The sequence below is a fragment of the Pseudomonas sp. JZ134 genome (assembly GCF_051027695.1).
Classification (GTDB): Bacteria; Pseudomonadota; Gammaproteobacteria; order Pseudomonadales; family Pseudomonadaceae; genus Chryseomonas; species Chryseomonas luteola.
The window spans coordinates 2,811,221-2,823,624 of the sequence record NZ_CP069250.1 but is presented as its reverse complement, the minus strand read 5'-3'; the positions used below and the strand labels follow the sequence as shown (position 1 = coordinate 2,823,624).

General features: G+C 54.2%; 13 protein-coding genes. All 13 read left to right on the top strand.

Annotated features, from left to right (window positions below):
• The first annotated feature begins 80 nt into the window (after nucleotides 1-80).
• The 13 genes from ffh (at nucleotide 81) to recJ (ending at nucleotide 12,363) form a co-directional block, all read left to right on the top strand.
• Nucleotides 81-1,457, top strand: coding sequence for a signal recognition particle protein (ffh, locus tag JQR86_RS13160; protein ID WP_010797589.1), 1,377 nt, complete (start codon nucleotides 81-83; stop codon nucleotides 1,455-1,457).
• A gap of 156 nt (nucleotides 1,458-1,613) precedes the next feature.
• The gene (rpsP, locus tag JQR86_RS13155; RefSeq protein ID WP_010797590.1) at nucleotides 1,614-1,865 is read left to right on the top strand and encodes a 30S ribosomal protein S16; all 252 of its coding nucleotides are present in this window, start codon (nucleotides 1,614-1,616) and stop codon (nucleotides 1,863-1,865) included.
• 5 nt (nucleotides 1,866-1,870) lie between these two features.
• On the top strand, nucleotides 1,871-2,410 hold the full coding sequence (gene rimM, locus JQR86_RS13150) for a ribosome maturation factor RimM (protein WP_010797591.1): 540 nt from the start codon (nucleotides 1,871-1,873) through the stop codon (nucleotides 2,408-2,410).
• A 3-nt stretch (nucleotides 2,411-2,413) separates the two neighbouring features.
• A complete protein-coding gene (gene trmD, locus JQR86_RS13145; protein WP_010797592.1) occupies nucleotides 2,414-3,157 on the top strand; it encodes a tRNA (guanosine(37)-N1)-methyltransferase TrmD in 744 nt (247 codons plus the stop codon).
• A gap of 45 nt (nucleotides 3,158-3,202) precedes the next feature.
• Complete coding sequence (gene rplS / locus JQR86_RS13140) at nucleotides 3,203-3,553, top strand: 50S ribosomal protein L19 (protein WP_010797593.1); 351 nt, start codon at nucleotides 3,203-3,205, stop codon at nucleotides 3,551-3,553.
• A 98-nt stretch (nucleotides 3,554-3,651) separates the two neighbouring features.
• A complete protein-coding gene (locus tag JQR86_RS13135; RefSeq protein ID WP_074827621.1) occupies nucleotides 3,652-4,071 on the top strand; it encodes an acyl-CoA thioesterase in 420 nt (139 codons plus the stop codon).
• Between the two features lie 15 nt (nucleotides 4,072-4,086).
• Entirely contained in the window at nucleotides 4,087-4,977 is an 891-nt protein-coding gene (gene xerD, locus JQR86_RS13130) for a site-specific tyrosine recombinase XerD (protein WP_372238859.1), read from the top strand.
• Between the two features lie 55 nt (nucleotides 4,978-5,032).
• Nucleotides 5,033-5,761 (top strand): bifunctional protein-disulfide isomerase/oxidoreductase DsbC, encoded by a 729-nt coding sequence (gene dsbC, locus JQR86_RS13125; RefSeq protein ID WP_010797596.1) that lies wholly within the window; start codon nucleotides 5,033-5,035, stop codon nucleotides 5,759-5,761.
• A 161-nt stretch (nucleotides 5,762-5,922) separates the two neighbouring features.
• Entirely contained in the window at nucleotides 5,923-7,227 is a 1,305-nt protein-coding gene (locus JQR86_RS13120) for a homoserine dehydrogenase (protein ID WP_010797597.1), read from the top strand.
• A 58-nt stretch (nucleotides 7,228-7,285) separates the two neighbouring features.
• Entirely contained in the window at nucleotides 7,286-8,695 is a 1,410-nt protein-coding gene (gene thrC / locus JQR86_RS13115) for a threonine synthase (RefSeq protein WP_434153694.1), read from the top strand.
• Nucleotides 8,696-8,789: 94 nt separating this feature from the next.
• Nucleotides 8,790-9,932, top strand: coding sequence for a diguanylate cyclase (locus tag JQR86_RS13110; protein ID WP_434153692.1), 1,143 nt, complete (start codon nucleotides 8,790-8,792; stop codon nucleotides 9,930-9,932).
• A 62-nt stretch (nucleotides 9,933-9,994) separates the two neighbouring features.
• Entirely contained in the window at nucleotides 9,995-10,534 is a 540-nt protein-coding gene (locus JQR86_RS13105; RefSeq protein WP_010797600.1) for a YaeQ family protein, read from the top strand.
• A gap of 113 nt (nucleotides 10,535-10,647) precedes the next feature.
• Nucleotides 10,648-12,363, top strand: a complete 1,716-nt coding sequence (gene recJ, locus JQR86_RS13100; RefSeq protein ID WP_010797601.1) for a single-stranded-DNA-specific exonuclease RecJ — start codon at nucleotides 10,648-10,650, stop codon at nucleotides 12,361-12,363.
• Nucleotides 12,364-12,404: the final 41 nt, after the last annotated feature.

Here is a 12,404-nt window from a genome sequence, read left to right as displayed (position 1 = left end):
CAAGGAAGACTGTAGACGATGCCAGCCGACGTCCTCTTCGTTATACTTCACAACCTGCCGCCAGTTTTGGACGCATTTGCATGTTTGAAAACCTGACAGATAGACTCTCACAGAGCCTTCGCCATATCACTGGCAAGGCAAAATTGACCGAAGACAACATCAAGGACACGCTGCGTGAAGTGCGCATGGCGCTCCTTGAGGCGGACGTGGCGTTGCCGGTCGTCAAGGATTTCGTCAATAAGGTCAGGGACCGTGCCGTAGGCACTGAAGTCTCCAAGAGCCTCACTCCTGGCCAGGCCTTCGTGAAAATCGTTCGAGCCGAGCTCGAAGAGCTGATGGGGGCTGCAAACGAAGATCTGGCTCTCAATGTCTCTCCACCGGCCGTTATTCTCATGGCCGGTCTGCAGGGTGCAGGTAAGACCACTACAGCAGGCAAGCTGGCGCGCTTCCTGAAAGAGCGCAAGAAGAAAAGCGTTCTTGTTGTCTCTGCTGACGTTTATCGTCCTGCCGCGATCAAGCAGCTGGAAACCTTGGCTCATGAGGTCGGCGTTACGTTCTATCCCTCCGATATCAGCCAAAAGCCTGTTGCGATCGCCGAAGCCGCTGTGCGTGAAGCCAAGCTCAAGTTCATTGATGTCGTAATCGTGGATACCGCTGGTCGTTTGCATGTCGATGCAGAAATGATGGCTGAAATTCAGCAGGTTCATGCCGCGATCAAGCCTGCCGAAACGCTGTTTGTTGTGGATGCCATGACGGGTCAGGACGCGGCTAATACCGCCAAGGCCTTCAATGACGCGCTTCCCTTGACAGGCGTCGTGCTGACCAAGGTCGACGGTGACGCCCGTGGCGGTGCGGCATTGTCCGTGCGAGCCATTACAGGCAAGCCGATCAAATTCCTGGGTATGGGAGAAAAGAGCGAGGCGCTGGATCCTTTCCATCCTGATCGTATTGCTTCCCGTATTCTGGGTATGGGCGATGTGCTCAGCCTTATCGAGCAGGCCGAGCAGAACCTGGATAAAGAAAAAGCCGAAAAGCTGGCCAAGAAGCTCAAGAAGGGCAAAGGGTTCGATCTGGAAGACTTCCGTGACCAGCTTCGCCAGATGAAAAGTATGGGCGGCCTTGGCTCGCTTATGGACAAGCTTCCTACCATGATGGGTGGTGTCAATTTGTCCCAGATGGGAAATGCTCAGGGAGCAGCCGAAAAACAGTTCAAGCAGATGGAGGCTATTATCGACTCCATGACGCCTGCTGAGCGCCGTGATCCAGAGACGATCAGCGGCTCGCGCAAGCGTCGAATCGCCATGGGTTCTGGAACCCAGGTACAGGATGTAGGCCGCCTCATCAAGCAGCATAAGCAGATGCAGAAAATGATGAAAAAGGTGACCTCAAAAGGCGGCTTGTCAAAGCTTATGCGTGGCATGGGCGGCATGTTCCCAGGAGGAATGCCCAAGCTGTAAATCCCCAGGTTGCTGCCGTTGGGCGATCAGCCCTGCATAAGATAGGGAAAAAGAGTTTGCAATCGCTCGGATTATCCTTAGAATATGCGGCCTTTCGGGCCTGAGGCCCAGCGTGCGTAACATTTGTAAAGCACCGACTACAGGAACAAAGTTCACATGTTAACCATCCGTCTTGCCCGTGGTGGCTCCAAGAAGCGCCCCTTCTATCACCTGACCGTGACCAACAGCCGTAACGCCCGTGATGGTCGTTTCGTTGAGCGCATCGGCTTCTTCAATCCGGTTGCTTCCGGTAATGAAATCCGTTTGTCTGTTGACTCCGAGCGCGCTAGCTACTGGCTGAGCCACGGTGCACAGCCGTCTGAGCGCGTTGCTCAGCTGCTCAAGGACTCTGCTAAGGCAACTGCCTGAAATTTATGAGTCAGACGCCTGCGCCTGAAGAGGACCTGGTTGTCCTCGGTAAGATTGTCTCGGTGTATGGCGTGCGTGGCGAAGTGAAGGTCTATTCCTTCACCGACCCCTTGGACAATCTGCTGGAGTATCGTCATTGGACCCTACGTCGTGATGGCGAAATCCGCAAGGTAAGTTTGGTAAAGGGCAGCCTTCACGGCAAAGTCCTGACGGCCAAGCTTAAAGGTCTGGATGATCGCGAAGAGGCACGAGCCCTTTCAGGGTTCGAAATTTGTGTGCCTCGCCATGAGCTTCCAGGCCTGAACGAAGGTGATTACTACTGGTACCAGCTCGAAGGGCTGAAAGTGATCAACCAAGAAGGGCAGATGCTCGGCGTGGTGGATCATTTGCTTGAGACTGGTTCCAACGATGTCATGGTGGTAAAGCCATGTGTCGGCAGTCTGGACGATCGCGAACGCCTGTTGCCCTATGTTTTGGAGCAATTCGTCAAATCGATTGATCTAGTGGCAGGTGAGATGCGGGTTGACTGGGACGCGGATTTTTAAATCATGCGTGTCGACGTCATCAGTATCTTTCCTGAAGTATTCACAGCCGTCCGTGATTTCGGAATTACCGGTCGTGCGGTCAAGCAGGGGTTACTTCAACTCAATTGCCTGAATCCGCGGGACTATACCGAAGACCGGCATCAGACTGTTGATGATCGTCCTTTTGGGGGTGGTCCCGGCATGGTGATGAAAATTCAGCCATTGGAGCGGGCATTGAATAATGCACGCAGCAAGGCTGAGGGCTCGGTAAAAGTAATTTACCTTTCCCCTCAAGGGCGACAGCTGTCGCAGCAAGGGGTGAAGGAGCTGGCGAAAGAAGAACACCTCATTCTGATCGCTGGTCGTTACGAAGGTATCGACGAGCGCTTTATTGAAGCGCACGTTGATGAAGAATGGTCGATTGGTGACTATGTGCTGTCTGGCGGCGAGCTGCCAGCAATGGTCCTGATCGATGCGGTGACGAGGCTACTGCCTGGAGCGTTGGGGCATGTAGATTCCGCCGAGCAGGACTCGTTTACGGACGGTTTGCTCGATTGTCCTCATTACACTCGACCTGAGGTGTATGAGGGACGGCGGGTACCTGATGTGCTGCTCAGTGGTAATCACGAGCATATCCGGCGTTGGCGTTTACAGCAGTCCCTTGGAAGGACCTATAAACGGCGCGCTGATCTTCTGGAAAGACGCTCGCTTTCTGGAGAAGAGCAGAAGCTGTTGGCGGAATTCCTTCGTCAACAGGACGATAGTTAACGTATCGATGGCAGGTCTGACGGCTTGTCTTAGGAGCACACTAGCATGACCAACAAGATTATTGCACAGCTTGAAGCTGAACAAATGAACAAGGAAATCCCGGCTTTCGCGCCCGGTGATACCGTAATCGTTCAAGTAAAAGTAAAGGAAGGCGACCGTCAGCGTCTGCAGGCCTTTGAAGGCGTTGTAATTGGCAAGCGTAACCGCGGCCTGAACAGTGCTTTCACCGTTCGCAAGATTTCCAACGGTGTAGGTGTAGAGCGTACCTTCCAAACTTACAGCCCCATGATCGACAGCGTCAGCGTCAAGCGTCGCGGTGATGTTCGTAAAGCCAAGCTGTACTACCTGCGCGAACTGTCTGGCAAGGCAGCACGTATCAAGGAAAAGCTGGCTTAATTCAGCGATTCCACAAAAAAGCAGCCCTAGGGCTGCTTTTTTGTTGCATGGATGAAAAGTCAATATGGTGAGTTAGCTAAGCGAGTTCCCGGATGTCCGTGACCCCTAGAGAGCAAGAAATCGCACGCCGAACAGAGCTGTCTGAAACGCGCGTGGCCAAAGCGGTATTTCCTCCTGATACCAATCATCATCACACGTTGTTTGGCGGGCAGGCGATGGCGTGGATGGATGAAGTCTCTTTCATTACGGCGACACGGTTTTGCCGTTTGCCGCTGGTAACGGTATCGACCGACCGTATCGATTTTAATCACGCCATTCCAGGTGGCTCTATCGTTGAGCTGATTGGTCGAGTGATAAAAGTGGGTAATACCAGCATCAAGGTGGGTGTCGAGGTTTACCTCGAGAGTATGTATAACGAAGGACGTGAACTGGCGATCAGTGGTGCTTTTAGCTTTGTTGCGATCGATGAGGATAAGCGTCCCGTCGCTGTTCTGCCGGACTTCCCTCAACACTCCTGAGTTGTAACACTGCCGATGCGAGATCATCCGTACATCAATCGATTTTTGGATGCCTTATGGCTTGAGAAAGGCTTATCCGAACACACGCGTGACGCCTATTCCAATGATTTAGGGCAGTTCAACGCCTGGTTGACGGAGCAGGGCGTTTCGCTTGAAAAAGCTGGTCGAGAGATGATTCTTGATCACTTGGCCTGGCGGCTGGACAAGGGTTACAAGGCACGCTCAACAGCGCGTTTTCTATCGAGCGTTCGTGGTTTTTATCGATATGCGGTTCGTGAAGGACTGATCGATGTTGATCCTACGCTACAGGTCGATATGCCTCGCCTTGGCGCTCCTCTACCCAAAAGCTTGTCCGAGGCAGATGTCGAGGCATTGCTTGCCGCACCGGATACTGATGACCCGCTGGGCTTGCGTGATCGAACCATGCTGGAGGTACTGTATGCAACGGGTCTTCGAGTCAGCGAGCTGGTTGGGTTGACGCTTCAGCAGGTAAATTTGCGACAGGGCTCGATGCGGGTGTTTGGCAAGGGAAACAAGGAGCGTCTGATTCCTCTGGGGGAGGAGGCTATCAATTGGCTGGAGCGGTATGTGAAGGAAGCGCGCGGCCTGTTACAGAACGGGTTGGCATCTGATGTGCTGTTTCCGAGCCTGCGTGGGACTGAAATGACGCGGCAGACCTTTTGGCACCGCATCAAGCTGCACGCCCAGGTGGCCTGTATCGATAAGCCGCTTTCACCCCATACGCTGCGCCATGCCTTTGCAACCCATTTGCTCAACCATGGTGCTGACTTGCGTACCGTACAAATGCTTTTAGGCCATTCAAGCCTTTCGACAACCCAGATTTACACGCATATCGCCCGGGCTCGTTTGCAGGCTTTGCATGCGGAACATCATCCTCGCGGTTAAATTGTAGGGTCGGCCTCTGTGGTAGGCTGGCAGCTATTGTTCACAGGAGTTATTCATGCGCATTACTCGTTTGGTGCTGGCGGTTTGCCTGGGGCTCGCAAGTACCTTTGCAATGGCTGAATCCGAGCAGGCTATCCGTAAGACCTTGAGTGCATTACAGCCTGATCTGGGTATCGAGTCGATTGGAAAAAGTCCTTTTGAAGGCCTTTATGAGGTTCAGCTCAAGGGCGGGCGTATCCTGTATGCCAGTGCTGATGGGCAATACATCGTTCAAGGATACCTGTACCAGTATAAGGACGGTCACGCCGTTAACCTGACGGAACAGGCTGAAAATGCAGCAGTGGCCAAGCAGATCAATGGTTTGGACAAGCAGCAGATGGTCGTCTTTCCGGCAGTGGGCGAGACGAAAGCTCACATTACCGTTTTTACGGATACCACATGCCCTTATTGCCAGAAACTACACGCCGAAGTTCCCAAGTTGAACAAGCAGGGTATCGAGGTGCGTTATCTGGCATTCCCGCGTCAGGGTTTAAATTCGGCGGGGTATAAGCAGCTTGAGGCAGTATGGTGTTCTAAGGATCGGGCCGAGGCGATGGAGCGCATGTTCGAGGGTAAGGAAATCAAGGCTGCTTCCTGTGATGATCCGGTTGCGAAGCAGTTCACTTTGGGGCAACAGATTGGCATTCAGGGCACGCCTGCCATTATTCTTGCCAATGGACATATGATCCCTGGTTACCAGCCAGCGTCAGAATTGGTAAATGACGCGCTGGCAGCCGGTAAATAGGTATAGTGCAGTCATGACGGCCGAGCTAAGCTCGGCCGTTTGGTCTTGACGATAAGCCTGAGCGATACGTGGCAGCCAAGCGGCGTGCTTGAGGTAAACTCCGTTTCCAAGTTTTTATCAGCCCGGGTGTTCTACCGAGGCCTACAGCAGGGGAATAAAGCGTGAAACCGGTAAAAGTGGGTATTTGCGGACTGGGTACCGTGGGTGGCGGTACTTTCAATGTGCTCAAACGAAACGCTGAAGAGATTGCACGTCGTGCCGGCCGTGGTATTGAAGTAGCACAGATTGCTCAGCGTCGTCCTAATCCCAAGTGTGATACCGGTATTACCCCGATTACCGACGATGTGTTCGCTGTGGTGGATAACCCGGAAATCGACGTGGTGGTCGAGCTGATTGGTGGTTACACAGTGGCCCGTGAATTGGTCATGCGTGCAATCAACAACGGCAAGCATGTGGTTACCGCAAACAAGGCGTTGATCGCAGTGCATGGCAACGAGATTTTTGCCAGGGCGCGTGAAAAAGGCGTCATCGTAGCCTTCGAAGCGTCGGTTGCTGGAGGCATTCCTGTTATCAAAGCTGTGCGTGAGGGTCTTGCGGCTAACCGCATCAATTGGGTGGCGGGAATCATCAACGGTACTGGCAACTTTATCCTGACCGAAATGCGCGAAAAGGGCCGTACGTTCGAAGATGTACTCAAGGAAGCCCAGGCGCTCGGTTATGCCGAGGCGGATCCAACCTTTGATGTTGAAGGTATCGATGCGGCGCATAAACTTACCATTCTGGCATCCATTGCCTTCGGTATTCCGCTTCAGTTCGATAAGGCCTACACCGAAGGCATTACCACGCTGACCACGGCCGACGTTGGTTATGCCGAGGCGCTGGGTTACCGCATCAAGCATCTGGGCGTTGCGCGCAGCACCGAGAAGGGTATTGAGCTACGTGTTCATCCCACCCTGATTCCAGCCGATCGCCTGATTGCCAACGTAAATGGGGTAATGAACGCCGTCATGGTCAATGGCGATGCGGTGGGTTCGACACTGTTTTATGGCGCAGGCGCTGGTATGGAGCCAACGGCTTCTTCCGTAGTGGCTGATCTTGTCGATGTGGTACGTGCCATGACGTCAGATCCGGAAAATCGCGTTCCGCACCTGGCTTTCCAGCCTGACGCTTTGTCCGATCATCCGGTATTGCCTATCGAAGCCTGTGAGAGCGCCTACTACCTGCGTATCCAAGCCAAGGACCATCCAGGTGTGTTGGCCCAGGTGGCAAGTATCCTGTCGGAGCGTGGCATCAATATAGAGTCGATCATGCAAAAGGAAGCCGAAGAACATGACGGCTTGATCCCCATGATTCTGCTGACCCACCGGGTACATGAACAGCATATGAATGAAGCCATCAAGGCGCTTGAGTCACTTGAGGATGTGGTAGGGGCTGTTGTTCGTATCCGAGTCGAACATCTGAACTGATCCAGGCCGGCCGGATGATGGATCCGGCTATCAGCTGCTCTAATTGAAGGTTAAATCGATGCGTTACATCAGCACCCGCGGCAATGCGCCAGCGTTGAATTTCGAAGACGTTCTGTTGGCTGGCCTGGCCAGTGACGGAGGTCTGTATGTGCCGGAAAATCTGCCGCGGTTTACTCAGGAAGAGATTGCTTCCTGGGCTGGGCTGCCTTATCACGAGTTGGCGTTCCGCGTCATGCGCCCGTTCGTTGAGGGCAGTATCAGCGATACCGACTTCAAACAGATTCTTGAGGAAACGTATGGCGCATTCGCTCACAGTGCGATTGCGCCGCTGCGTCAGCTCAATGCCAATGAATGGGTGATGGAGCTTTTCCATGGCCCAACCCTGGCGTTCAAGGATTTCGCACTGCAGTTGTTGGGTCGTCTACTGGACCATATCCTGCTCAAGCGGGGCGAGCGCGTCGTGATCATCGGTGCCACCTCGGGCGATACGGGATCTGCCGCTATCGAGGGTTGTCGTCGTTGTGAAAATGTAGACATTTTCATTCTGCATCCTCACCAGCGTGTATCTGAGGTCCAGCGTCGCCAGATGACGACCATCCTTGGCGAAAACATCCATAACATCGCCATCGAAGGCAATTTTGATGACTGCCAGGAGATGGTGAAGGCGAGTTTTGCCGACCAGAGCTTCCTCAAGGGCACGCGTCTGGTTGCCGTAAACTCGATCAACTGGGCGCGCATCATGGCCCAGATCGTTTACTACTTCCATGCAGCGCTGCAGTTGGGTGCCCCGGCGCGCTCCGTAGCGTTCTCGGTCCCGACCGGTAACTTTGGCGATATATTCGCAGGATACCTGGCGCGTAACATGGGGCTGCCTGTAAGTCAGCTTGTTGTAGCAACCAATCGCAACGATATCCTGCATCGCTTCATGAGCGGCAACCAGTATTTCAAGGAAACGTTGCACGCCTCGCTATCGCCTTCCATGGATATCATGGTGTCGTCCAACTTCGAACGTTTGTTGTTCGACCTGCACGGACGTAACGGTGTGGCGTTGGCCGAGCTGATGAGCACGTTCAAGGCCACGGGCAAACTCTCCGTTGAAGAAGATCGTTGGGTTGAAGCGCGTAAGCTGTTTGATTCATTGGCGGTAAGTGATGAAGACACGTGCGCTACCATCGCTGATGTCTTCAAGCGTACCGGCGAGGTGCTTGATCCGCATACGGCAATTGGCGTCAAGGCGGCGCGAGAGTGTCGTCGTAACCTGTCTACACCGATGGTAGTGCTGGGAACAGCACACCCCGTCAAGTTTCCTGACGCAGTCGAGAAGGCCGGTATTGGTAAGGCGCTGGAGCTTCCGGCTCACCTGAGCGATCTATTCCAGCGCGAGGAGCGCTGCACTGTGCTGCCTAACGCCATTGAGGCGGTACAGGCTTTTGTCGCTCAACATGGTAATCGCGGCAAGCCGCTCTAAATAGCGTTCAGGAGCGGATGCTGTTCTGGCATTCGCTCCTGACCAGCTTCCCCTTGCTCGTTTGATTGACACGCGTACTGCCAGGAGGGCTGCCGTGACTTTGAGCATGCCTACGCTACTTGTGACCAATGTGTATGTACTCGTTCTGCTTGGCGTGCTGATGCTATTTGCATGGGCAAGAGGGAGCCGCGAGGCAACTCTGGGCTTTCTGTGTGTGATGCTATGGTCGGGCGCGCTGGGGCTGGTAATAGGTAGCCTGCGTGGACGAGGAATGGATGCGTTGCCTATCGTGCTGGGAAACGTGCTTGTTCATGTCTGTTATGCCATGGGGTGGACTGCCATGCGGGCTTTTTCCGGACGACGAGTATTCTGGTCCGGAGTGTGGGCTGGAAGTGTCCTATGGTTGCTTGCCTGTCTGATTCCCGCCTTTTATGGCTCGCTGGCTGCGCGAATTCAACTGAGCTCGCTGGTAATTGTCAGCTATACCGTGTTGGCAGGTTATGAACTCTGGCGCTCCCGGAACGAAAATCAGGTATCGCTGGCGGCCTTGTTCAGTCTGTTTGGATTGCACAGTGTTTTTTATGTCGGTCGTTTCTTTCTGGATCGCTCACTGCCGTTCGCCGGGGAAAGTCATGGAATCGACTTTGCGGCGTTTCTGCTGCTCGAGACCTTGTTGTACAGCATTGGTCTGACGTTTGCGGCGACAGCCATGGTGCAGCAACGAACGGAGAGGCGTTACCGGCAAGCCTCGTTGACGGACTCGCTGACAGGTATTGGCAATCGACGGTCCTTCGTCGAAGACAGCGAAAACATGCTGCGTCACTGCCAGGTTCAGCATAGCCCTGTGACATTGCTACTGTGTGATATGGATAATTTCAAACAGCTCAATGACAGGCATGGTCATCAGGCTGGAGACCAAGCATTGGTAGCCTTTTGTGAGGTGGCCAGGATGCGGCTTCGAAAACGTGATGTTTTTGGTCGTTTGGGCGGCGAAGAGTTTGCGTGCCTGCTACCAGACACCACTACTGAAGCGGCGTATCAAATGGCTGAGCGGATACGGAAGGAATTTGCTTCATGCTCACGGGTAGCAGGGGTTTCCTTGAGTATCAGCATTGGTGTAGCCAGTTCGGCGGAGGCGGGTTATGTGCTTGATTCGCTGATTGCCCTGGCTGATAAGGGATTATATGAAGCCAAGGGGCTCGGCAAGAATCGAAGTGTCATTAGCCAGCCTGTCTGAGCAAGCCACTTTTCAGGCGTTTTCACGGTACACTGGTCAGCTTTACTTTCGAGCGGACATTCATGGCCCTGCAAGCCACGCCTTATAAAGTTGAACTTAACCTGACGGATCTGGACCGCAGCGTCTACGAGAACCTGCGTTTTACCGTTGCTCGTCATCCCTCCGAAACCGAAGAGCGTCTGGCTGTGCGCATCCTGGGGTACGCCTTGTGGTACGGCGAGCAGCTTGGGTTTGGTCGGGGACTTTCCGATGTAGATGAGCCTGCCCTTTGGGAAAAGAGTCTCGATGATCGTGTACTGCATTGGATTGAAGTAGGGCAGCCTGATGCTGAGCGCCTGGTCTGGTGTTCTCGCCGTGCGGAGCGGGTCAGCTTGCTTGCCTATGGCAATTTGCGGGTCTGGCAGAGCAAGGTAGTCGATTCGGTGAAGATGCTGAAGAACCTGAACATTGCAGCGGTGCCTGTTGAGCCGCTGGCTGCATTGGCTACTGATCTGCCACGCTCGATCAGCTGGAGCGTAATGATCAGTGAGGGGACTGTGTTCGTGACGGACGAGCGTGGTCAACACGAGCTTCATCTCGACTGGTTGATGGGTGAGCGTTGATTCATCGGAAAACGCTTTAAAAGCCATGGAAGCAGACGCATCTTGAATCTATCCATGGCTTGAGCCGTCTGTTCGGCCTGTTCTCTATTTCTGTTGTAATACTTGAGTAATCGATGCGTATCGAACTTCGTTCCCTGCCGGATGAATTGCCCGATCTGGGTGATCTTCCGCCGCTACTGACCCGTCTTTATGCCGCGCGTGGCGTGAAGAGTGCTGATGAGCTTGAAAAAGGGCTGGCGCGGTTACATCCCTATCGGTTGTTCAAGGGGATGGATGACGCCATCGAATTGCTGGTCGATGCGCTGGCCAAGCGTCAACGCATTCTGGTCGTGGGTGATTTTGACGCTGATGGCGCAACCGCTACCAGTGTGGCGGTTCTTGCCTTGCGCAGTCTGGGTGCCGCCTGGGTCGATTACCTTGTTCCTAATCGCTTTGAATACGGTTATGGGCTGACACCTGAAATCGTCGCGGTTGCCCGGGAGCGCCAGCCTGACCTGCTGGTGACCGTGGATAACGGAATTTCCAGCATAGACGGTGTCGAGGCTGCCAAAGCCGCAGGAATGCGCGTGCTGGTGACCGACCACCATTTGCCGGGCCATGAGTTACCTGCTGCTCATGCGATCGTTAACCCCAACCAGCCTGCCTGTGAGTTTCCCAGCAAGTGCATTGCTGGCGTGGGCGTTATCTTCTACGTGATGCTTGCACTGCGGACGCGGCTGCGTGAAGAGGGCTGGTTCGATGCGCTGAACATCAAAGAACCTAATCTGGCTGAGCTGCTGGATCTAGTTGCGCTGGGCAGTGTTGCCGACGTGGTCCCATTGGATGCCAATAATCGGATTCTGGTCCATCAGGGATTAGCGCGTATACGTGCCGGTCGCGCTCGTCCGGGGCTCAGAGCATTGCTGGAGGTGGCTGGGCGGCAACCGGGTAAGATTACTTCTACTGACCTGGGATTTATTCTGGGGCCGCGCCTGAATGCGGCGGGGCGGCTGGATGATATGTCGCTTGGAATCGAGTGCCTGCTGTGCGAGGACGAAGCCCTTGCACGAGACATGGCCGTCCAGCTGGACCAGCTCAATAAGGATCGAAAGCTGATCGAGCAGGGCATGCAGCGTGAGGCCTTGGCGCAGCTCAAGGAGTTACCCAGAGACGATATGCCGTTCGGATTATGTCTGTTTGATCCCGAATGGCATCAGGGCGTCATTGGTATTCTGGCATCTCGTCTCAAGGAACGTTACCACCGGCCCACGCTGGCCTTTGCCGATGCCGGTGACGGCATGCTCAAGGGCTCGGCGCGTTCGGTTCCAGGGTTTCATATCCGTGATGCGCTGGATGCTGTTGCGGCGCGTCATCCTGGGCTGATCACTAAGTTCGGCGGGCACGCCATGGCAGCGGGGCTATCACTGCCTCAAGAGAATTTCGGTGCGTTTGCTGCGGCTTTCGATGCGGAAGTCAGACGGCATCTGGTCGAGGATGACCTGACAGGGCGTTTGCAATCGGACGGTTCGCTGGAAACCTGCGATTTTCAACTGGAGATTGCACGTGCACTCAAGCATGCTGGCCCCTGGGGGCAGCATTTCCCCGAGCCGATGTTTCACGGTGTGTTTGAGGTCGTGCAGCAGCGTATTGTAGGTGAGCGGCATTTGAAGCTGGTTTTGAAGAGTGAGTGCGGAGGCATTCAACTGGACGGCATTGCGTTCAACATTAATTGCGAGGTCTGGCCGAATCCGCAAATTCGCTGGGTCGAAGCCGCCTACCGCCTGGATGTGAACGAATTTCGTGGTCAGGAAAGCGTGCAGCTGATTGTGGTTCACCTGACGCCCAAGTGAAGTAATAGGCCTCATAAAAATAGTTGCATTGCTATCGAATT

Bases quoted from the DNA above. Each gene is read 5' to 3' on its own strand.
- ffh (WP_010797589.1), top strand. From the start codon at position 81: ATGTTTGAAAACCTGACAGATAGACTCTCACAGAGCCTTCGCCATATC.
- rpsP (WP_010797590.1), top strand. From the start codon at position 1,614: ATGTTAACCATCCGTCTTGCCCGTGGTGGCTCCAAGAAGCGCCCCTTC.
- rimM (WP_010797591.1), top strand. From the start codon at position 1,871: ATGAGTCAGACGCCTGCGCCTGAAGAGGACCTGGTTGTCCTCGGTAAG.
- trmD (WP_010797592.1), top strand. From the start codon at position 2,414: ATGCGTGTCGACGTCATCAGTATCTTTCCTGAAGTATTCACAGCCGTC.
- rplS (WP_010797593.1), top strand. From the start codon at position 3,203: ATGACCAACAAGATTATTGCACAGCTTGAAGCTGAACAAATGAACAAG.
- xerD (WP_372238859.1), top strand. From the start codon at position 4,087: ATGCGAGATCATCCGTACATCAATCGATTTTTGGATGCCTTATGGCTT.
- dsbC (WP_010797596.1), top strand. From the start codon at position 5,033: ATGCGCATTACTCGTTTGGTGCTGGCGGTTTGCCTGGGGCTCGCAAGT.
- thrC (WP_434153694.1), top strand. From the start codon at position 7,286: ATGCGTTACATCAGCACCCGCGGCAATGCGCCAGCGTTGAATTTCGAA.
- JQR86_RS13105 (WP_010797600.1), top strand. From the start codon at position 9,995: ATGGCCCTGCAAGCCACGCCTTATAAAGTTGAACTTAACCTGACGGAT.
- recJ (WP_010797601.1), top strand. From the start codon at position 10,648: ATGCGTATCGAACTTCGTTCCCTGCCGGATGAATTGCCCGATCTGGGT.